The sequence below is a fragment of the Pantoea sp. LS15 genome, from assembly GCF_012241585.1.
Taxonomy (GTDB): Bacteria; Pseudomonadota; Gammaproteobacteria; order Enterobacterales; family Enterobacteriaceae; genus Enterobacter.
Map to the genome: position 1 here is coordinate 202,263 of NZ_JAAVXA010000005.1, position 20,594 is coordinate 222,856.

Consider the following 20,594-nt stretch of genomic DNA (forward strand, 5'->3'; position numbering starts at 1 on the left):
TCCTTACGCGCTCAACAGTTGCTTCATATCGTCTTCAACATTCGTCACCGAACGCAGACCGAATTTTTCATTCAGCACGGCCAGCAGATCCGGTGTCAGGAAGCCCGGTGCAGTGGGGCCGGTGACGATGTTCGTCACGCCGAGAGAGAGCAAGGTCAGCAGGATGACGATCGCTTTCTGCTCAAACCAGGAGAGCACCAGCGACAGCGGAAGATCGTTCACGCTGCAGCCCAGTTTTTCCGCCAGTGTGACCGCCAGGATGATTGCAGAGTAGGCATCATTACATTGACCAGCATCCACCAGGCGCGGCAGACCTTCGATGTTACCGAAGTCCAGTTTATTGAAGCGGTATTTACCGCAGGCCAGCGTCAGGATCAGGCAGTCTTCCGGCACGCGGGTGGCGAAATCAGTGAAGTAGTTACGCTCGCCGCGCGCGCCGTCACAGCCACCGACGAGGAAGATGTGGCGCAGTTTTTCTCGGCTGACGAGATCAATCAGTGTATCTGCGGCCCCGAGCAGTGTTTCACGGCCAAAACCGACGGTAATAAGGTGTGGAATTTCACTGTACGGGAAACCCGCCATCTGCTGCGCTTGCTTGATGACCGGACCAAAGTCATCGCCCTCAAGGTGGCTTACACCCGGCCAGCCGACGATGCTGCGGGTCCAGATACGGTCATCATACGCGCCTACGGTCGGGTCGATGATGCAGTTAGAGGTCATCACGATTGGGCCCGGGAAGCGGGCAAACTCAACCTGCTGGTTTTGCCAGCCGCTGCCGTAGTTACCGATCAGATGTTTGAATTTACGCAGCTCTGGATACCCGTGAGCCGGCAGCATTTCACCGTGGGTATAGACGTTAACGCCTGTACCTTCGGTTTGCTTCAGGAGGTTATAAAGATCTTTCAGGTCATGACCGGAAATCAGGATACATTTGCCTTCGGTTGCTTTGACATTGACCTGGGTGGGCGTTGGGTGACCATAGGTGCTGGTTTCACCGGCGTCGAGAATACTCATCACTTTGAAGTTCATCTGGCCGATTTCCATCGAGCACTCAAGCAGCGCGTTCATATCTGCAGGCCAGGTGCCGAGCCACGCCATGATGTTGTGGTACTGGGCGTAGATGTCGTTGTCGTATTGACCGAGCACATGTGCGTGCTCCATATAGGCCGCGGCGCCTTTCAGACCGTACAGGCATAGCAGACGCAAGCCGAGGATATTCTCGCCAATCGCCGCTTTGTCTTTATTTGGGGTGAACTCTGCTGCCTGACGCTGCAGGTCGCCCAGGTCATCACTCACCAGTTGAAGTTCTGACATGGGGTTTTCAACGCGAGCGTTAGCATCAACCTTCTGACACTGTGCTTTCAGCGCTTCTCGCAGAGCGATGGCCTCACGGGCATACCCGACGATGCGAGGTGAATCAAAGTTGACGTTAGTCAGCGTCGAGAAAAAGGCGCGCGGGGCGAAGCTGTCTACATAGTGGTCGACAATGCCATATTCGCGGGCTTTGAATGCCCATGCGGAGAGGCCTTGCAGGGTAGCAATCAGCAGGTCCTGCAGGTCTGATGTTTCTGCGGTTTTGCCGCACATACCTTGCGCGTAAGAGCAGCCATTACCTGCCGGAGTACGGATGGTTTGTTCACATTGCACACAAAACATAATCACACCTGTTAAAGTTATATTTAATATACATGTTTGAGATTATGCCTGTGGTGGAGTGGTGAAAAGGGCTTTCTTCTACAAAATAGAGGGATATTGATTTAGCGCAATTTTGGCGGCAGAGATTCTACCGCCTTAGAGGTATCAGGCAGAGAACAATGCCATCAGAACGGGAACCAGCAGACTTAGAATAAAACCGTGTACGATGGCCGCAGGCACCATTTCCAGCCCGCCCGAACGCTGGAGGACCGGTAAGGTAAAGTCCATTGACGTGGCACCACACAGGCCCAGCGCCGTAGAGCGACTGCGACGCACCAGACCCGGGATCAGCATAATGGCAATTAATTCTCGTGCCAGGTCGTTAAAGAAGGCGGCGCTACCAATCACCGGGCCGAACGATTCGGTCAGCAGAATCCCGGAGAGGGAATACCAGCCGAATCCTGATGCCATTGCCAGACCGGTTTTGAGCGGCAGGCCGAGAATAAAGGCGTTAATAACTCCTGCGACCAGAGAACTGGCGATAACGATAACCGCGACCATCATTCCCCGGCGATTAAGGACAATCTGCTTCAGGGTCATACCATTATTTCGTAGCTGAATACCGATCAGGAACAGCAGGAATATCAGGGTATATTCGCTGGCTTCCGTTGCGTGTTGTAAAAATGCCCATCCGCTGAGTCCAAGTACAAAACCAAGTACCACGACGCCGCACAGTTTTAATGATTCCAGCGCCATTGCAATTCGGGAAGGGAGTTTTTCCTGATGATGGTGATTTTTCCACGGAACAGTGCGTTCAAGCCAGAATAATGCGGCGATATTACAGAGCAAAATAACCACAACAGTCACGGCAGAATAATGCAGGATCGCCAGCAGATTGCTGGCCAGATTATCCAGGAATGCCAGGCTTATCCCCATAAAGAAAAGAATGACGTAAACAATCCAGCTGAGAAAACGGTTGATAAGCCGTAATGCAGATTCTCGATGCAGCGGGATAAGGTAGCCCACAATCAGGGGCAGCAGAATGATGAGGAGTCCTGAAAACATGAACAGCTGGTCCTTTTGAGTATCTGTTAAGCGTCAGTGACACTACCCAATAAAGGCTGTTCAGTAAAGCGGCAAAAAGAAAGCCGGGTGGCGACTGCGCCTTACCCGGCTTGAGTGTATGTGGGGTTGTGCGGCCTGATGCCCTCACCCCAACCCTCTCCCACGGGAGAGGGAGAAAATCATTAATCGCGTTTTTCCAGCAGGGTGCGATACAGCACGCCGCCCAGAATACCGCCAATGATTGGCATTACCCAGAACAGCCACAACTGCTCAAGCGCCCAACCGCCCTGGAAAATGGCGACGGCGGTACTGCGTGCCGGGTTGACGGAGGTGTTAGTGACTGGAATAGAAATCAGGTGGATAAGGGTCAGTGCGAGACCAATGGCAATAGGGGCAAAGCCTGCTGGCGCGTGTTTGTCAGTTGCGCCGTGGATCACCAGCAGGAAGCCTGCGGTCAGCACAATTTCAATCACGATGGCAGACAGCATAGAGTAGCCGCCAGGTGAGTGTTCACCGAAGCCGTTAGAGGCAAAACCGCTGGCTGCAGCGTCGAAGCCGGCTTTACCGCTGGCAATCACGTAAAGCACTGCTGCCGCAATAATACCGCCCACTACCTGAGCGACGATGTAGCCAATGACCTCTTTCGCAGGGAAACGGCCGCCCGCCCATAAGCCCAATGTCACCGCCGGGTTAAAATGACCACCCGAAATATGCCCTACGGCAAAGGCCATGGTTAATACGGTTAAACCGAACGCCAGTGCGACACCGACAAAACCAATGCCTAATTCCGGGAATGCCGCAGCGAGAACGGCGCTACCACAGCCACCAAATACCAGCCAGAATGTACCAAAGCATTCTGCTGCCAATTTTCTAAACATAACCACCTCAATAATAAATTTCCGCACGCTTTCCCGCGTACGGGATATATCGCCATAAAGGGATGACGACTCAAAGAGCCGTTATTCTAAAAACCAACAACACCCCTTCGCCACTTAAATAAATTCGATTAATTTGATTTAAGGCAATGTGATGTCAATCCTTGTTCAAATAAGCGGTAAATAGAGCATAGACCAATTCTCGCAAGGACGAATGTTATGCTGTCGTGACAGAACGCCTCCCGCTATACTGCTGATAACTTAAAGGAAAAAGTGGTCATTTCGCGGGGGATTTATGCTTCTCGAACGTGTGGAAATTGTCGGGTTTCGCGGGATTAACCGCCTGTCGCTGCATCTGGAGCAGAACAACGTCCTGATCGGTGAGAACGCCTGGGGTAAGTCCAGCCTGCTGGATGCGCTGACGTTGCTGCTTTCGCCCGAAGATGATTTGTATCACTTCGTCCACGACGATTTCTGGTTCCCCCCGGGTGACATCACGGGCCGTGAGAAGCATCTGCATATTATTCTGACGTTCCGGGAATCCGAGCCAGGACGTCATCGCGTGCGTCGCTTCCGCCCGTTGTCGCCTTGCTGGGTGCCATGTGATGACGATTTCCATCGCATTTTCTATCGGCTCGAAGGCGAGATGTCGGAAAACGAGGGGGTACTCACCCTGCGCGATTTTCTTGATGAGAAAGCCAACCCGATCCCCCTGGATAATATCGACGATCTGGCGCGCCACCTGACCCGCCTGACGCCGGTACTACGCTTGCGTGATGCACGCTTTATGCGGCGTATCCGTAACGGTACCGTACCGCATATGCCGGAAGTGGAAGTCACGGCCCGGGAGCTGGATTTCCTAGCCAGAGAGCTGGTTTCGCGTCCGCAAAATCTGACCGATGGTCAAATCCGACAGGGATTGTCCGCGATGGTGCAACTTCTCGAGCACTATTTTTCCGAACAGGGAACGTCGGAGTCGCGCCATCGTCTGATGCGCCGACGCTCTCATGATGAGCAACGAAGCTGGCGTTACCTCGATATCATTAACCGGATGATCGACCGGCCTGGAGGCCGTACCCATCGGGTGATTTTGCTGGGGCTGTTTTCGACACTTCTTCAGGCCAAAGGAACCGTTCGTCTTGACCGGGACGCCCGGCCGCTGCTGCTGGTGGAGGATCCTGAGACCCGTCTGCATCCCATTATGCTTTCCGTGGCATGGCATCTGCTGAATCTGCTGCCGCTCCAGCGCATTACCACCACCAATTCCGGGGAGTTATTATCGTTGACGCCGGTTGAACACGTCTGCCGTCTGGTGCGTGAATCTTCGCGTGTTTCTGCTTACCGGCTCGGGCCTGGCGGTCTGAACGCGGAAGACGGGCGTCGTATCGCGTTTCATATTCGCTTTAATCGAGCATCGTCGCTTTTTGCCCGCTGCTGGCTGTTGGTGGAGGGGGAAACGGAAACCTGGGTCATCAACGAACTGGCGCGCCAGTGCGGCCACCATTTTGATGCCGAAGGCATTAAGGTGATCGAATTTGCCCAGTCGGGATTAAAACCATTGATAAAATTTGCCCGCCGGATGGGGATCGAGTGGCATGTCCTGGTCGACGGCGACGAAGCGGGTAAAAAATATGCCTCAACTGTGCGTAGCCTGCTGAATGATGAGCGAGAAGAAGAGCGCGACCATTTAACCATGCTGCCCGCGATGGACATGGAGCATTTTATGTATCGTCAGGGGTTTGACGACGTCTTCCACAGAATTGCGATGGTGCCAGTCGATGTCCCGATGAACATGCGGCGCGTGATTGCCAAAGCCATTCACCGTTCTTCAAAACCGGATTTAGCCATTGAAGTGGCGACGGAAGCGGGGAGGCGGGGCGTGGAGTCGGTACCGACGTTGCTGCGTAAGATGTTCTCCCGCGTGCTGTGGCTGGCACGCGGGAAAGCGGATTAAGATTGGGTCGCCTGGTTCACTTGCTGAATCAGGCTATCCAGCAGTTCGTAGCGGCGGCGATATTCGGAACGTTTTTTGCTCGCAATTTCTTCCATCGGTTTACGTGGCATGACAAGCGGCAGCCTAAAGTTACCGTTATCCTGTTTTTCACCACCAATGGAGACCCAGAAACTGTCGTAATCGGCCAGCAGTTTTCCCTCTTTTTTCTTGCGATAACGCCAGCTGCGATAAATATGGGTGGAGTTACTGACGGCAACAATCTGTTCTACCGGGAAAGCCGTGCCGAGCGTCATTGCGGCCTCAACGAGCAGACGTTTCGGGAACAGGCCATGACAGGCTTTCGTTGCCCCCTGGATAAGCTCGTGCGGAACATGTGCTTTTGCACCCTGCAAACCGCCGATAAACAGCGTCACTTTTTCCTCAGACTGGCACAACGTAAAGGTCATTTCTGCCAGCACCGTGTTCTGGCTGTCACAGAAAGCAAGGGTGGCTTCTCCCTCTTTATCCAGGAATGCATCAGCGCACAGACGAACGGTAAATTGCTGCTCATCTTTGCCGGTTAAGGTCAGCAGCGTGAAGCCCTGTTTAGAAAGATAACCATTCAGCAGTGTCGCAGGAAGCTGGCGGCTCATCATTTGATAGTGCCAGTTCAGGGATTCCAGTGCGTGCTGACTATCCATGTTCACCGTTAACCAGGGACGATGCAACCGGCATGGCAGCCCAGGTTGTACCTGCAGCATCTGCATCAGACGCGGTTGATTTGCAAGGCTCGTTAACAGGCGCGCAGTGCTAACAGGTGACGCCAGCGAACGTAACATGAATTTACGTCGATAGGAGGGGTTCTTCCACGCAAGCCCTGGTGTGAGCTGACCGAAAGCCAGATTTTTGAACAGCTGCCAGCCTGATTTAGGCTGCGGCAGGTTTGAAAAAGGTGTATCGACGATGGAAGACATGATAGATCCTGCTTCTTGTTGAAGAGCTTCATTTCAGCAGGCGAACGTTCAACATCTCGTAAACAAATTGTGACGATTTCGGGAATCAGGGGTTTCGTTGAGGAGTCGTTTAGATAAAATCAACACTGATAATTGCCAGAACATTTATTTGGAATATTTATGAACCTCAAGGGAAAACGCAGAACGCTGTTTCTGCTGCTGGCGGTCGTGGTTTTGGTTGGCGGATACTGGCTCTGGCAGGTGCTTAATGCGCCTGTGCCACAGTATCAGACACTGATTGTTCGCCCGGGCGAACTGCAGCAAAACGTCCTCGCAACGGGCAAACTTGATGCCCTGCGCAAGGTTGATGTCGGCGCTCAGGTCAGCGGCCAGTTGAAAACGTTGTCGGTAGAGATTGGCGACAAGGTGAAAAAAGGTCAGTTGCTTGGGGTAATCGACCCTGAACAGGCTGAGAACCAGATCCGTGAGGTGGAAGCGACGCTGATGGAACTGCGGGCGCAGCGTGCACAGGCACTGGCAGAGCGTAACCTCGCCCAGGTGACGCTCACCCGCCAGCAGGCGCTTGCCAAAACTCAGGCTATTTCGAAACAAGATTTAGATACCGCCACCACTGAACTGGCAGTCAAGCAGGCGCAGATTGGCACTATTGATGCACAAATCAAGCGCAATCAGGCCTCACTGGATACGGCGAAAACCAACCTCGATTACACGCAAATTGTTGCCCCGATGGCCGGGGAAGTCACCCAGATCACGACGCTTCAGGGCCAGACGGTTATTGCCGCTCAGCAGGCGCCAAACATTCTGACGCTGGCAGACATGAGCACCATGCTGGTGAAAGCTCAGGTCTCAGAGGCGGATGTCATTCATCTTAAACCTGGGCAGAATGCCTGGTTTACAGTGCTCGGCGACCCGCAAACGCGCTATGAAGGTGTGCTGAAAGATATTCTGCCGACGCCGGAAAAGGTCAACGACGCCATTTTCTACTATGCCCGTTTTGAGGTGCCCAACCCGCAGGGCGTTCTGCGTCTGGACATGACCGCACAGGTGCATATTCAGCTCACTGGCGTGAAAAACGTGCTGACCATCCCACTCTCCGCGCTGGGTGAATCCACTGGCGAGGGACGTTATAAGGTGAAGGTGCTGCGTAATGGCGAAACGCGTGAGCGAGAAGTGCTGATTGGCGCGCGCAACGACACCGACGTGGTAGTAGTGAAAGGGCTGGAAGAGGGTGAGGAGGTTGTCACCAGCGAAAGCCTGCCCGGAGCGCCTAAATGACGGCGCTGCTTGAGCTGAATGACATTCGTCGCAGCTACCCGTCGGGCGACGGCCCGGTGGAGGTGCTGAAGGGGATTTCGTTACGCGTTGAGGCTGGCGAAATTGTGGCTATTGTCGGGGCGTCTGGTTCCGGTAAATCGACGCTGATGAATATTCTCGGGTGCCTGGATAAACCCACCAGCGGTACCTATCGCGTGGCGGGGACGGATGTCTCTACGCTTGATGGTGACGCGCTGGCAAAACTGCGGCGCGAACACTTCGGTTTTATCTTCCAGCGTTACCACCTGCTTTCTCATCTAAGTGCGGCACAGAACGTGGAAGTGCCCGCGGTCTATGCTGGTGTGGAGCGTAAGAAGCGGCTGGAACGGGCGCAAGCGTTATTAACGCGCCTGGGGCTGGCAGAACGGGTGGAATATCAACCGTCTCAGCTTTCCGGCGGTCAGCAGCAGCGAGTCAGTATTGCCCGTGCGCTCATGAACGGTGGACAGGTGATCCTCGCGGATGAACCGACCGGCGCGCTCGACAGCCATTCGGGTGAAGAGGTCATGGCGATCCTGCATCAGTTGCGCGATCAGGGGCACACGGTGATTATCGTGACGCATGACCCACAAGTCGCGGCGCAGGCGGAGCGGATCATTGAGATCCACGACGGCGAGTTGGTCAGTAACCCGCCCCCGCGACAGTCCAGAGCGGCAGCACCGAAAGAAGCCTTGCCTGCGTCAACCGGTTGGGGACAATTTTCCAGTGGCTCTCGCGAGGCGCTGACCATGGCCTGGCTGGCGATGGCGGCTAATAAAATGCGCACCTTGCTGACGATGCTCGGCATTATCATTGGTATCGCCTCGGTGGTGTCGATTGTGGTGGTGGGCGATGCCGCCAAGCAGCTGGTGCTGGCCGATATTCGCGCCATCGGCACCAATACTATTGACGTCTATCCCGGCAAAGACTTTGGCGACGACGAGCCGCAGTATCAGCAGGCGCTGAAATATAACGATCTGGAGGCTATTCAGAAGCAGCCGTGGGTGAACTCCGCGACACCGGCTGTTTCGCAAAACCTCCGTCTGCGCGTGGGGAATGTTGACGTTGCCGCCAGCGCGAATGGCGTCAGCGGGGACTATTTCAACGTCTACGGCATGACCTTCAGTGAAGGTGCCACCTTTAATGCCGAACAGCTGGCAGGCAGGGCACAGGTGGTGGTGCTGGATGCGAATTCACGCAGGCAACTCTTCCCCAATAAAACCAACGTGGTGGGGGAAGTCATCCTTGTGGGGAATATGCCTGCCACCGTCATTGGTGTGGCGGAAGAGAAGCAGTCGATGTTTGGCAGCAGTAAGATCCTGCGCGTCTGGCTGCCCTATACCACCATCTCAGGGCGGATCATGGGGCAATCCTGGCTCAACTCCATCACCGTACGCGTGAAGGAAGGTTACGACAGCGCCCGGGCCGAGCAGCAACTGGAACAGTTACTCACGTTACGTCACGGGAAGAAAGATTTCTTTACCTGGAACATGGACGGCCTCTTGAAAACGGCGGAAAAGACCACACGTACTCTTCAGCTGTTCCTCACGCTGGTGGCGGTGATCTCGTTGGTCGTCGGCGGTATCGGGGTGATGAATATCATGCTGGTGTCGGTAACCGAACGCACGCGGGAGATTGGCATCCGTATGGCTGTCGGGGCCAGGGCCAGTGATGTGCTACAACAGTTTTTGATTGAAGCGGTGCTGGTGTGTCTGGTCGGCGGTGCAATGGGTATTGCGCTCTCGATGATGATTGCATTTACGCTCCAGCTCTTTTTACCCGGCTGGGAGATCGGTTTCTCACCGCTGGCTATTCTTACCGCATTTTTGTGTTCGACATTTACCGGCATTTTGTTTGGCTGGTTGCCGGCCCGCAACGCGGCGCGACTGGATCCGGTTGATGCGCTGGCCCGTGAATAGGCTGAAAATAAAAATGCCAGCCGATCGGGCTGGCATTTTGACTGCGGGATGTACACAATAAAACAGAGAGCTATGCAACCGTCTCTGCTTCAATGGGTACGATAAGGCTTGCATGATTGCCTTTTGGCCCCTGGTGTACATCGAACCGGACGGACTGCCCGGCTTTGAGCGTTCTGTAACCATCCATCTGAATGGTGGAATAGTGAGCGAAGATATCCTCGCCGCCGCCTTCGGGGCAGATGAAGCCAAACCCTTTGGCGTTGTTGAACCACTTAACAGTACCCATTTCCATGCTTCGACATCCTTCGTAAATCTTATAAATTAAGATGGAATGAACCGGTGGTGGAGTGGGGGCTGTTCAAAACCTCGCCATCTCACGCTTGTACAATTTAGAGAAACGAAATAAGTCGTCAAGCGTTTGGCGCTGGAGATGGGACAATAATCAACCAAAGTTTGAAGCAGTTAACGCTATTGCAACAGTTTGTGACAGACATCGCGGATGACAGTAATAGATGATTGTTATCTAACATCTGAGGTAGATTCAAAGTGGTTATGCATAATGGGTAAGACCAACGATTGGCTGGATTTTGACCATCTGGCGGAAGACAAAGTGCGCGACGCGCTAAAACCGCCATCTATGTATAAAGTTATGTTAATGAACGATGATTACACGCCGATGGAATTTGTTATTGACGTGCTACAAAAGTTCTTTTCTTATGATGTAGAACGTGCAACGCAACTGATGCTTACCGTTCATTATCGTGGCAAAGCGATCTGCGGCATCTTTACTGCCGAAGTGGCGGAAACCAAAGTGGCGATGGTGAACGACTACGCGAGGGAGAACGAGCATCCGTTGCTGTGTACGCTGGAAAAGGCCTGATAAGGCATAAAATTGGGGGAGGTGCCTATGCTCAATCAAGAACTGGAACTCAGTTTAAATATGGCTTTCGCCAGAGCGCGTGAGCACCGACATGAGTTTATGACCGTCGAGCATTTACTGCTCGCACTGCTTAGCAACCCATCTGCCCGCGAAGCGCTGGAAGCCTGCTCCGTGGATCTGGTGGCGCTACGTCAGGAACTCGAAGCCTTCATCGAACAAACTACACCGGTGCTGCCAGCCAGTGAAGAAGAGCGCGACACTCAGCCGACGCTCAGCTTCCAGCGTGTATTGCAGCGCGCGGTTTTCCACGTCCAGTCTTCCGGACGTAGCGAAGTGACTGGCGCCAACGTCCTGGTCGCCATCTTCAGCGAGCAGGAGTCGCAGGCTGCTTATCTGCTGCGCAAACACGAAGTCAGCCGACTCGATGTGGTTAACTTTATCTCTCACGGAACGCGAAAAGACGAGCCTAACCAGGCATCGGATTCCAGCAATCAGGTCAATAACAATAATGAAGAGCAAGCAGGCGGGGAGGATCGTATGGAAAACTTCACCACCAACCTTAACCAGCTTGCTCGCGTTGGCGGTATCGACCCGCTGATTGGCCGCGATAAAGAGCTGGAGCGCGCGATCCAGGTGCTGTGCCGTCGCCGCAAGAACAACCCGCTGTTGGTGGGGGAATCTGGGGTGGGTAAAACCGCGATTGCCGAAGGCCTGGCCTGGCGTATCGTGCAGGGTGACGTGCCGGAAGTGATTGCCGATTGCACCATTTACTCACTGGATATCGGTTCTCTGCTGGCAGGCACCAAATACCGTGGTGATTTTGAAAAACGCTTCAAGGCGCTGTTAAAGCAGCTGGAGCAGGACACCAACAGCATTCTGTTTATTGATGAAATTCATACCATCATCGGTGCAGGTGCGGCTTCTGGTGGCCAGGTGGATGCCGCTAACCTGATCAAACCGCTGCTCTCCAGCGGCAAGATCCGCGTGATTGGCTCCACGACCTACCAGGAGTTCAGCAACATCTTTGAGAAAGACCGTGCGCTGGCGCGTCGCTTCCAGAAAATCGACGTAACTGAACCGTCCGTCGAGGAAACGGTGCAGATCATCAACGGCCTGAAACCGAAGTACGAAGCGCACCACGACGTGCGTTACACCGCGAAAGCGGTTCGTGCGGCGGTGGAGCTGGCGGTGAAATACATCAACGACCGTCATCTGCCGGATAAGGCGATTGACGTAATTGATGAGGCAGGGGCGCGTGCGCGCCTGATGCCAGCCAGCAAGCGTAAGAAAACCGTTAACGTGGCGGATATTGAGTCCGTGGTGGCTCGTATCGCGCGTATCCCTGAGAAGAGTGTTTCTCAGAGCGACCGCGACACGCTGCGTACGCTCGGCAATCGCCTGAAAATGCTGGTCTTTGGTCAGGATAAAGCCATTGAGGCCTTAACTGAGGCTATCAAGATGGCCCGTGCCGGACTGGGTCATGATCACAAGCCTGTTGGTTCGTTCCTGTTTGCTGGCCCAACCGGTGTCGGGAAAACCGAGGTGACGGTACAGCTCTCCAAAGCGCTGGGTATTGAGCTGCTGCGCTTTGATATGTCCGAGTATATGGAGCGTCACACCGTCAGCCGTTTGATTGGTGCGCCTCCGGGCTATGTGGGCTTTGACCAGGGCGGTCTGCTCACCGACGCGGTGATCAAGCATCCGCACGCGGTACTGCTGCTTGATGAAATCGAGAAAGCGCACCCGGACGTGTTCAACATCCTGCTGCAGGTGATGGACAACGGGACACTGACCGACAACAACGGGCGCAAGGCGGACTTCCGCAACGTGGTGCTGGTGATGACTACCAACGCCGGGGTACGTGAAACCGAGCGTAAATCCATCGGCCTGATCCACCAGGATAACAGCACCGATGCGATGGAAGAGATCAAGAAGATCTTTACGCCGGAATTCCGTAACCGTCTGGACAACATTATCTGGTTCGATCACTTGTCTACCGAAGTGATCCATCAGGTTGTCGACAAGTTCATCGTCGAACTGCAGGTTCAGTTGGATCAGAAAGGCGTGTCGCTGGAAGTAAGCCAGGAAGCCCGCAACTGGCTGGCTGAGAAAGGCTACGACCGTGCGATGGGCGCTCGTCCAATGGCGCGTGTGATTCAGGACAACCTGAAGAAACCGCTGGCGAACGAGCTGCTGTTTGGCTCGCTGGTGGACGGCGGCCAGGTGACGGTGGCGCTGGATCAGGCGAAGAATGAGTTGACGTATGATTTCCAGAGTGCGCAGAAGCACAAACCTGAAGCGGCTCACTGAGTTGAACGTTAATGTTAAAAACCGGGCATTTGCCCGGTTTTTTTATGCCTGCTTTTCTCCCTCTCCCTGTGGGAGAGGGCCGGGGTGAGGGCATCAGGCCGCAGAAGAATTTTGCGAGGCGGTTTCCAGTTTCTTTCGAAGTCAGTTGCTGGATAAATACACAGTAATAAAATGGCGACGCACCTACAAAATCAGGTGACAGGATTGGCGTCCTGAAAGTGTGTGCACAGACAATCTTGCGTGCATAAAGGATCACATATGACTGATATTAATAGCTTCGCCCAACTCTACACCGAACTCTCCCACAACCCCGATCTCCCAACCCTCGCAGAGCGCTGTAAACTGCTCACCGAAATCCTGCTCGACTGCAAGTCACTTCCACAAACGCAGCCCGTATGCCGTTGCCTTGAAACCTACCTGGAAGAGGTGAAATCCGCCCTCACAGAATCAATGCGTGACTTTCAGGTGGTGGAATTTGAGGACGAAGCGGAACAGCCGCGACAAAAAGAGTGGTTACTGGAAGATACCGAAGAGAAGTGCGACTACTGCCGGGCGTTAAACCACGTACTGCTGGTGTCGCATTTTGACCGCGATATGTTGCCGTATCTCACGGGATTACTCCATGATATGGCCCATTCTATGGCGGGGGATTTAATCGCTCCTGTACAACCGTGGATGACAATACATCTTCCGACGCAGCAACACTAAAGCCATAAATAAAAAAGGCCGGGAATATCCCGACCTTTTATATATTCATCTGCCATTACAGGCGAAAACAATTAGCGACTACGGAAGACAATGCGGCCTTTGCTCAGGTCGTACGGGGTCAGTTCAACAGTCACTTTGTCGCCCGTCAAAATGCGGATGTAGTTTTTGCGCATTTTACCGGAGATGTGCGCAGTTACCACGTGACCGTTTTCCAGCTCTACGCGAAACATGGTATTAGGCAACGTATCAAGTACGGTACCCTGCATTTCAATATTGTCTTCTTTGGCCATCTAATCCTCTGGGGTATCACTACCAAGTTTTGAACCGGCAAGATAATGCCGAAATTCATCAATTAAGTAAAGAATTGCGCGATTAAAACGCAGCAAAACAGTTTCGGCGCATTGCCCAAGCGTCACGGTACAACCGAACAGGAAGCGCATTCGTAAAGGGGAGACGACAGGATAAACGTCAGGACGTTATCTGAAGCGAGGGTCCCAAACGGCGGCGGGGCAACAGGCAGAAGCTACTCTGCGGCATAATTATAACACCCTCACAAAAAATATGCGGAAAACATTTAGGCATTGGGCAGAAAGAGCGTTCTCGGTATCCAGAAGTCGCGCGGGAGCTTCTCCTGACGGCTGGCATCCAGATGCTCGATATACTGGCGTCGCGGGATTTCAACGGCACCCAGAGAGGCTGTGTGCTCATTGAGAACCTGACAATCGATCAGGCGTCCGCCGCGCTGAGCAAACTCCCGGCAGAAAACCAGCAGCGCGGTTTTCGAGCCATTAACCGCTCTGGAGAACATGGATTCGCCGCAAAAAAGCGTCCCTTGTGCGACGCCATACATACCGCCGACGAGTTCACCCCCTTCCCACACCTCGATGGAATGGGCGTAACCCAGTTCATGGAGTTGGTGGTAGGCGGTAATGATATCGCGGGTTATCCATGTCCCTTCATAGCGGTCTTCAGCACAGCCTTCAATCACCTGACCAAAGGCGTGATTCAGGGTCACCCGATACGGTGATTTTGCATGGAAACGCTTCATACTGCGGCTCAGGTGAAACTGCGCAGGCCACAGCACGGCACGTGGATCGGGAGACCACCATAAAATCGGGTCACCGGGGGAAAACCAGGGAAAAATACCTCGCTGGTAGGCCATCAATAGTCGTGCAGGACTTAGATCGCCACCAAGAGCCAGCAACCCATTGGGTTCACGTAGCGCCCCCTCCGGAGAAGGGAACGCAATATTATGACGAGAAAGCTGGACCAGGCGCATGACAGCAGAACTCCAATACGCGAGTGAGGATCGGTACAAATATAGTCTACAGACGCTGTTTAAACTGGTAGTAGCGACCCTGTTTCGCCAACAGTTCTGTGTGACTACCTTGCTCAATAATGTGTCCGTTGTCCATCACAATTATCTGATCAAAACTCGCCAGTCCGCGCAGACGGTGCGTGACCATCAGAACGGTTTTACCGGTCATTACAGTGGTCAGTAAATCAAGTATTTGGCTCTCGGTTGTGGCGTCCAGACCTTCCGTTGGTTCGTCGAGCAACATCAGCGGTGCATCGTGCAGCAGCGCGCGGGCAATCGCCAGACGGCGCAGCTCACCACCTGAGAGCTGACGGCCACCTTCACCCAGCCAGCTGTTTAGCCCTGCATCTTCAAGCAACTTATGCAGTCCAACCTGTTCCAGCATGGCGCTCAGTTCATCATCAGAGGCCTCTGGTGCTGCCAGCAGCAGGTTATCGCGCAGTGTGGCGCTAAACAGATGCACGCGCTGCGGAACCACGCTGACAGTTTTGCGCAGAGCCTGTTCGCTGAAATCTGTCAGCAACGTATCATTGAAACGAATCTGACCGCGCTGCGGGTCCCAGGCGCGGGTCAGCAACTGTAACAACGTTGATTTGCCACAGCCGGTACGGCCGAGTATGGCAATGCGCTGGCCAGCATTTACCGCGAGATTCACACCTTCCAGTGCGTTCTGCGCCTGTTTGTCGTAGGCAAAAGTGACATTATCAAGCGTAAGCGCAACGTTCTCTGGCACTGTGGTCTGCGCGGCACTGAACGTGACTTCAGGCTCTTGCTCGGCAATCTGGGTGATGCGCAGGGCAGAGGCGATCACCTGTCCCAGATGCTGGAAAGCGCCTGTCACCGGTGCCAGTGCTTCAAATGCGGCCAGAGCACAGAACACGAAGAGGGCGATCAGCGGACCTGGCTGCGTATTACCGCCGATACCACCTGATGCCAGCCACAGCATCGCGATGACTGCAATTCCGCCGATTAACATCATCAGCGCCTGAGAGAAGGCCGTCAGTTCCGACTGGCGGCGCTGGGCCTCATGCCAGTTCAGTTCCGTACTTTCCATTCGGGCGCGGTAGCGCTTGCTGGCGCCAAAAATCGTCAGTTCTGCCTGCCCCTGAAGCCAGGAGGTCAGTTGCTGGCGGTAATCTCCGCGCAGACGCGTCAGGTTTTCCCCGGTAGATTTCCCGGCGCGGTAAAACAGCGGTGGCAGAATAATGAGCGTGAGCAACATGATCCCACCCAGCGTCAGCGCAACGGGAACATCCAGAACGGACAGTCCCAGCGTGACCACTACAATCACCACAAATGCGCCCACGATCGGTGAGATCACGCGCAGGTACAGGTGATCCAGCGTGTCGACATCCGCTACGACACGGTTAAGTAACTCACCCTGACGAAAGCGCGCCAGCCCGGCAGGGGAGAGGGGCAGTAGTTTGCTGAAGGTGTAGATACGCAGGTGCTGCAGCACGCGGAAAGTAGCATCGTGGCTGACGAGCCGCTCGAAATAGCGTCCGGCAGTACGGGTGATGGCGGTACCGCGGACACCGGCCGCTGGAAGCATATAGTTGAAGCTGTATAATCCGGCAACGCCCGCAACGGCAGAGGCCGACAGGAACCAACCGGAAAGGGTGAGCAGGCCGATACTGGCGAGTAGCGTGACAATTGCCAGCACAATGCCCAGCGTCAGCATCCATTTGTGGCGTTTATAGAGCGCAAGATAAGGCAGCAGAGCACGCATCAGATGTCCTCCTGACGATTCGCCAGCAGGGCGGCAAACGGTCCCTGCGCGGTAACGAGAGAGGCGTAGTCGCCTTGCTCAACAAGACGACCGTTCTCCATGACCCAGATCTGGTCCCAGTCGGCAATACCTTCCAACTGATGGGTGACCATCAGGGTGGTTTGCTGCAGAGAGGCGTCATTCAGGGCATCCATTACACGCTGCTCGCTGTGCGCATCCAGGCTGGCGGCCGGCTCATCCAGAAGCATCAGCTGGCATGGGTTAAGCAGCGCACGGGCAACCGCCACACGCTGCGCCTGTCCGACTGACAGTCCGGCAGACTGGTCGCCGACCACGGTATCAACTCCTTGCGGAAGTTGCGGCAGAAATTCGCTGACCCAGGCGCGGTCAAGGACGGATTGCAGTTCGTCTTCTCGGGCATCCGGGCGCGCCAGCAGCACGTTTTCACGCAGCGTAGAGGCTGGAAGCTGCGGGTTTTGGCCTACCCAACTGAGCTGTTTACGCCAGGCGTCAGGATCGAGGTTGCGCAGTTCCGTTTTGTTGATCCGCAGTGAACCTGTGTAGGCCATAAAACCGGATAGCGCATTCAGCAGCGAACTTTTCCCGGAACCGCTGGTGCCGACGAGCACTACGCGTTGTCCGGCAGGTAAGATAAAGTTCAGCGGACCTGCGAGCACTTTGCCTTCGGGTGACAGAATGGAAAAGTCCTGCGCCTCAATGGTCACGGGATCTTTAGCATTCAGTGTAACGTCACCCCGTTCTGGATGCGCCAGCGGCGTTTCCAGGAATGTTTTCAGGCTGTCGGCCGCGCCAACCGCCTGTGCTTTAGCGTGATAGAAGGTCCCCAGATCACGAAGCGGCTGGAAAAACTCCGGGGCAAGAATTAGCGCCAGGAACCCGGCAGAAAGGGTCACTGCCGTGCCGTAATGGCCAAAATCCAGCGCGCCGAGGTAGGAGAAGCCGAAGTAGACCGCCACGAGGGCAATCGACAGCGAGGTAAAGAATTCCAGTACACCGGAAGACAAGAAGGCGAGGCGTAACACTTCCATGGTGCGCTGACGGAAGTCTTGCGATGCCTGGCGAATGTTTTCGGTTTCCGCTTCACCGCGACCAAAAATACGTAACGTCTCCATGCCGCGCAGACGGTCGAGAAAATGGCCGCTTAAGCGACCTAATGCAAGGAAGTTACGACGGTTAGCGTCAGCAGCCCCCATGCCGACCAGCGCCATAAACAGCGGGATCAGCGGAGCTGTGCCCATCAATATCAACGCAGCCATCCAGTTGACCGGGAAGATGGCGAGCACAATAAGCAGCGGAACAAAGACGGCAAGAGCCATTTGCGGCAGGTAGCGAGCATAGTAGTCGTGCATATCGTCAATCTGCTCAAGGATCAGTGTCGCCCAGCTTCCGGCGGGTTTTCCCTGGATCCACGCGGGTCCGGCTTCCTGAAGACGGTCAAGCACCTGACGGCGGATCTCATAGCGGATATGCTGTCCGGCGTGAAACCCGACACGCTCACGTAGCCATACCACCCAGGCTCGCAGGATAAAAATCAGGATCAGAACAATAAAGGGCAGCAGGAGTGCCTCGCGTGGAATGTTCTCCATGATCATGTGATTAAGAATGCGGGCCAGCAGCCATGCCTGGGCAACAATCAACAGACCACTGACGAACCCCAGAATACGGGAGATCGTAAGCCAGCGGCGGGAAAGAACGCTTTGCTGTTTCAGCCAGCGTGTTAACTCTTGTTGATGGGTTTTTTCCATTGCGTACTTTGCAGGTGACGTTATTAGAAATTGGGCAGCGCAATGTTACAACGGTGAGACAATAAAGGCGACTTATCGCCGCCTTTATTTACGTTTGTTACTGACTTGTAAAGATTATTTACCTTGTTCAGCCAGTCCATCGAGGTAGCGTTCAGCGTCCAGCGCGGCCATACAGCCGGTGCCCGCAGAGGTAATCGCCTGACGATAAATATGGTCCATCACGTCGCCAGCGGCGAACACACCCGGGATGCTGGTCTGGGTCGCGTTGCCGTGAATACCCGATTGCACTTTAATGTAGCCGTTTTCCAGCTCCAGCTGACCGTCGAAGATCGCGGTGTTCGGGCTGTGACCGATAGCCACAAACAGACCCGCCACTTCCAGCGTTTCGACGTTATCGGTGTTCTGGGTATCACGGATACGCAGACCCGCAACGCCCATCTGATCGCCCGTCACCTCTTCCAGGGTACGGTTGGTGTGCAGCACGATGTTGCCGCTCGCTACTTTATCCATCAGACGTTTGATCAGGATTTTCTCTGCGCGGAAGGTGTCGCGACGGTGGATGAGATGCACCTCAGAGGCAATGTTCGCCAGGTAGAGTGCTTCTTCCACTGCGGTATTACCGCCGCCAATGACCGCGACTTTCTGATTGCGGTAGAAGAAACCGTCGCAGGTGGCGCAGGCAGAGACACCGCGGCCTTTGAACGCTTCTTCGGATGGCAGACCGAGGTAACGGGCAGAGGCACCGGTGGCGATGATCAGTGCGTCACAGGTGTATTCGCCGCTGTCGCCCGTCAGGCGGAACGGACGGTTCTGCAAATCGACCTTATTGATGTGGTCGAACAGAATTTCGGTTTCGAATTTTGCGGCATGCTCGTGCATACGCTCCATCAGCAGCGGCCCGGTCAGGTCGTGCGGGTCGCCTGGCCAGTTTTCCACTTCGGTGGTGGTGGTCAGCTGACCGCCTTTTTCCATGCCAGTAATTAATACTGGTTGCAGGTTAGCGCGAGCAGCATAGACCGCCGCGGTATATCCCGCAGGTCCAGAACCAAGGATTAGCAGCTTACTGTGTTTAGCCGTGCCCATGAGATCCCCATTGTTGTTGGCAGACATTTGGCTGGATTGTAGGGAATTTGTTGCCGTAAAAAAAGAGCGCAGCAATTTTGATATCAATCTGTGTAATAGCCACGGACGATGAATGGCGCGCGATAACATCACGCTTTCTCCAGAAAACCGGTCGTTTGTAAGGCAATAAAATGACGATTAATACCCTGCCGTAATGAATATCCGGCATGTTGTACTAAAAAACGATGTTTTGCTTTGACAATCCCCTGCGCTTTTGCGAAAACATTCAAGGAAGAAAAAAAACCGCGTTAACCGTATGCCGCATAGGCATGCACGTAAATGCCATTTTTACCGGGTCAGTGAAATCTACGCATGGCGTGGACAGACGCCATACGTGATGTCGGTGACTGCCTTCGGGCAACGGTCTTCTTACCAACAGAACCCGAATCCGCATCGCGTCTAATACAAAACCAGGCGATGTGATGACTAACGGGTACAGGCTCTGAACAGTGATGTGCACAGGGTCCAGGCAGGAGTAGGGAAGGAATACAGAGAGACAATAATAATGGTAGATAGCAAGAAGCGCCCTGGCAAAGATCTCGACCGTATCGATCGTAACATTCTTAATGAATTGCAAAAGGATGGGCGTATTTCCAACGTCGAGCTTTCAAAACGTGTGGGACTTTCCCCGACGCCATGCCTTGAGCGTGTGCGCCGACTGGAAAGACAGGGTTTCATTCAGGGCTATACTGCTCTGCTGAACCCGCATTATCTGGATGCCTCACTTCTGGTATTTGTTGAGATTACTCTGAATCGTGGTGCGCCGGATGTGTTTGAGCAATTTAACGCCGCTGTACAAAAACTTGAAGAAATTCAAGAGTGTCACCTGGTGTCCGGTGATTTCGACTACCTGTTGAAAACCCGTGTGCCTGATATGTCCGCTTACCGTAAGCTGCTGGGTGAGACCCTGCTGCGTCTGCCGGGCGTGAACGACACCCGTACTTATGTGGTAATGGAAGAGGTCAAACAGAGCAATCGTCTGGTTATTAAGACGCGCTAACACGGAACAGGTGCAAAATCAGCGTAGTTTGATTACACTCCTGTTAATCCATACAGCAACAGTGCCG

The 20,594-nt window shown here is 54.1% G+C and carries 17 protein-coding genes; 7 read left to right on the top strand and 10 right to left on the bottom strand.

The window, feature by feature from the left end; all coding sequences use genetic code 11:
* Positions 1-3 precede the first annotated feature (3 nt).
* The 3 genes from hcp to aqpZ all read right to left on the bottom strand — a co-directional run bounded on the left by hcp (position 4) and on the right by aqpZ (position 3,578).
* Positions 4-1,656: a hydroxylamine reductase gene (gene hcp, locus HED65_RS10450; RefSeq protein ID WP_114978525.1), complete on the bottom strand. Its 1,653-nt coding sequence runs from the start codon at positions 1,654-1,656 to the stop codon at positions 4-6.
* Positions 1,657-1,800: 144 nt separating this feature from the next.
* Positions 1,801-2,700: a LysO family transporter gene (locus HED65_RS10455; protein WP_114978526.1), complete on the bottom strand. Its 900-nt coding sequence runs from the start codon at positions 2,698-2,700 to the stop codon at positions 1,801-1,803.
* Between the two features lie 182 nt (positions 2,701-2,882).
* On the bottom strand, positions 2,883-3,578 hold the full coding sequence (aqpZ, locus tag HED65_RS10460; RefSeq protein ID WP_025204573.1) for an aquaporin Z: 696 nt from the start codon (positions 3,576-3,578) through the stop codon (positions 2,883-2,885).
* A gap of 292 nt (positions 3,579-3,870) precedes the next feature.
* Here aqpZ and HED65_RS10465 point away from each other — a divergent pair, with 292 nt between their 5' ends.
* Complete coding sequence (locus HED65_RS10465) at positions 3,871-5,529, top strand: ATP-dependent endonuclease (RefSeq protein ID WP_114978527.1); 1,659 nt, start codon at positions 3,871-3,873, stop codon at positions 5,527-5,529.
* On the opposite strand, the gene HED65_RS10470 is transcribed toward HED65_RS10465, so the two are convergent.
* Positions 5,526-6,482, bottom strand: coding sequence for a VirK/YbjX family protein (locus HED65_RS10470; RefSeq protein ID WP_114978528.1), 957 nt, complete (start codon positions 6,480-6,482; stop codon positions 5,526-5,528). The two genes, HED65_RS10465 and HED65_RS10470, sit on opposite strands and share 4 nt — an antisense overlap.
* A 159-nt stretch (positions 6,483-6,641) precedes the next feature.
* Here HED65_RS10470 and macA point away from each other — a divergent pair, with 159 nt between their 5' ends.
* Positions 6,642-7,757, top strand: a complete 1,116-nt coding sequence (gene macA, locus HED65_RS10475) for a macrolide transporter subunit MacA (RefSeq protein WP_114978529.1) — start codon at positions 6,642-6,644, stop codon at positions 7,755-7,757.
* Positions 7,754-9,694, top strand: a complete 1,941-nt coding sequence (gene macB, locus HED65_RS10480; RefSeq protein WP_114978530.1) for a macrolide ABC transporter ATP-binding protein/permease MacB — start codon at positions 7,754-7,756, stop codon at positions 9,692-9,694. Before macA ends, macB begins: the two co-directional genes overlap by 4 nt.
* A gap of 70 nt (positions 9,695-9,764) precedes the next feature.
* Here the strand turns inward: macB and cspD are convergent, their stop codons facing one another.
* Positions 9,765-9,986, bottom strand: a complete 222-nt coding sequence (cspD, locus tag HED65_RS10485) for a cold shock-like protein CspD (protein ID WP_008499993.1) — start codon at positions 9,984-9,986, stop codon at positions 9,765-9,767.
* 267 nt (positions 9,987-10,253) lie between these two features.
* Here cspD and clpS point away from each other — a divergent pair, with 267 nt between their 5' ends.
* The 3 genes from clpS (at position 10,254) to HED65_RS10500 (ending at position 13,592) form a co-directional block, all read left to right on the top strand.
* Positions 10,254-10,574 carry an ATP-dependent Clp protease adapter ClpS gene (clpS, locus tag HED65_RS10490; protein ID WP_114978531.1) on the top strand — a complete coding sequence of 107 codons (321 nt, stop codon included), beginning with the start codon at positions 10,254-10,256 and terminating at the stop codon, positions 10,572-10,574.
* A gap of 27 nt (positions 10,575-10,601) precedes the next feature.
* Positions 10,602-12,884 carry an ATP-dependent Clp protease ATP-binding subunit ClpA gene (gene clpA, locus HED65_RS10495; protein ID WP_049005459.1) on the top strand — a complete coding sequence of 761 codons (2,283 nt, stop codon included), beginning with the start codon at positions 10,602-10,604 and terminating at the stop codon, positions 12,882-12,884.
* A 258-nt stretch (positions 12,885-13,142) separates the two neighbouring features.
* Positions 13,143-13,592: a hypothetical protein gene (locus tag HED65_RS10500; RefSeq protein WP_114978532.1), complete on the top strand. Its 450-nt coding sequence runs from the start codon at positions 13,143-13,145 to the stop codon at positions 13,590-13,592.
* Positions 13,593-13,663: 71 nt separating this feature from the next.
* Here HED65_RS10500 and infA read toward each other — a convergent pair whose 3' ends face one another.
* The 5 genes from infA to trxB all read right to left on the bottom strand — a co-directional run bounded on the left by infA (position 13,664) and on the right by trxB (position 19,488).
* Positions 13,664-13,882 (bottom strand): translation initiation factor IF-1, encoded by a 219-nt coding sequence (infA, locus tag HED65_RS10505; protein WP_002211347.1) that lies wholly within the window; start codon positions 13,880-13,882, stop codon positions 13,664-13,666.
* A gap of 284 nt (positions 13,883-14,166) precedes the next feature.
* The gene (gene aat, locus HED65_RS10510; protein WP_114978533.1) at positions 14,167-14,871 is read right to left on the bottom strand and encodes a leucyl/phenylalanyl-tRNA--protein transferase; all 705 of its coding nucleotides are present in this window, start codon (positions 14,869-14,871) and stop codon (positions 14,167-14,169) included.
* A gap of 46 nt (positions 14,872-14,917) precedes the next feature.
* A complete protein-coding gene (gene cydC / locus HED65_RS10515) occupies positions 14,918-16,639 on the bottom strand; it encodes a heme ABC transporter ATP-binding protein/permease CydC (protein WP_114978534.1) in 1,722 nt (573 codons plus the stop codon).
* Positions 16,639-18,405 (bottom strand): heme ABC transporter permease/ATP-binding protein CydD, encoded by a 1,767-nt coding sequence (gene cydD / locus HED65_RS10520; RefSeq protein WP_114978535.1) that lies wholly within the window; start codon positions 18,403-18,405, stop codon positions 16,639-16,641. The genes cydC and cydD overlap by 1 nt, the downstream gene beginning before the upstream one ends.
* A 114-nt stretch (positions 18,406-18,519) precedes the next feature.
* Positions 18,520-19,488 (bottom strand): thioredoxin-disulfide reductase, encoded by a 969-nt coding sequence (trxB, locus tag HED65_RS10525; RefSeq protein ID WP_049005462.1) that lies wholly within the window; start codon positions 19,486-19,488, stop codon positions 18,520-18,522.
* A gap of 544 nt (positions 19,489-20,032) precedes the next feature.
* Here trxB and lrp point away from each other — a divergent pair.
* Positions 20,033-20,527: a leucine-responsive transcriptional regulator Lrp gene (lrp, locus tag HED65_RS10530; protein WP_000228469.1), complete on the top strand. Its 495-nt coding sequence runs from the start codon at positions 20,033-20,035 to the stop codon at positions 20,525-20,527.
* Positions 20,528-20,594: the final 67 nt, after the last annotated feature.

Bases quoted from the DNA above. Each gene is read 5' to 3' on its own strand.
- hcp (WP_114978525.1), bottom strand. From the start codon at position 1,656: ATGTTTTGTGTGCAATGTGAACAAACCATCCGTACTCCGGCAGGTAAT.
- HED65_RS10455 (WP_114978526.1), bottom strand. From the start codon at position 2,700: ATGTTTTCAGGACTCCTCATCATTCTGCTGCCCCTGATTGTGGGCTAC.
- aqpZ (WP_025204573.1), bottom strand. From the start codon at position 3,578: ATGTTTAGAAAATTGGCAGCAGAATGCTTTGGTACATTCTGGCTGGTA.
- HED65_RS10465 (WP_114978527.1), top strand. From the start codon at position 3,871: ATGCTTCTCGAACGTGTGGAAATTGTCGGGTTTCGCGGGATTAACCGC.
- HED65_RS10470 (WP_114978528.1), bottom strand. From the start codon at position 6,482: ATGTCTTCCATCGTCGATACACCTTTTTCAAACCTGCCGCAGCCTAAA.
- macA (WP_114978529.1), top strand. From the start codon at position 6,642: ATGAACCTCAAGGGAAAACGCAGAACGCTGTTTCTGCTGCTGGCGGTC.
- macB (WP_114978530.1), top strand. From the start codon at position 7,754: ATGACGGCGCTGCTTGAGCTGAATGACATTCGTCGCAGCTACCCGTCG.
- cspD (WP_008499993.1), bottom strand. From the start codon at position 9,986: ATGGAAATGGGTACTGTTAAGTGGTTCAACAACGCCAAAGGGTTTGGC.
- clpS (WP_114978531.1), top strand. From the start codon at position 10,254: ATGGGTAAGACCAACGATTGGCTGGATTTTGACCATCTGGCGGAAGAC.
- clpA (WP_049005459.1), top strand. From the start codon at position 10,602: ATGCTCAATCAAGAACTGGAACTCAGTTTAAATATGGCTTTCGCCAGA.
- HED65_RS10500 (WP_114978532.1), top strand. From the start codon at position 13,143: ATGACTGATATTAATAGCTTCGCCCAACTCTACACCGAACTCTCCCAC.
- infA (WP_002211347.1), bottom strand. From the start codon at position 13,882: ATGGCCAAAGAAGACAATATTGAAATGCAGGGTACCGTACTTGATACG.
- aat (WP_114978533.1), bottom strand. From the start codon at position 14,871: ATGCGCCTGGTCCAGCTTTCTCGTCATAATATTGCGTTCCCTTCTCCG.
- cydC (WP_114978534.1), bottom strand. From the start codon at position 16,639: ATGCGTGCTCTGCTGCCTTATCTTGCGCTCTATAAACGCCACAAATGG.
- cydD (WP_114978535.1), bottom strand. From the start codon at position 18,405: ATGGAAAAAACCCATCAACAAGAGTTAACACGCTGGCTGAAACAGCAA.
- trxB (WP_049005462.1), bottom strand. From the start codon at position 19,488: ATGGGCACGGCTAAACACAGTAAGCTGCTAATCCTTGGTTCTGGACCT.
- lrp (WP_000228469.1), top strand. From the start codon at position 20,033: ATGGTAGATAGCAAGAAGCGCCCTGGCAAAGATCTCGACCGTATCGAT.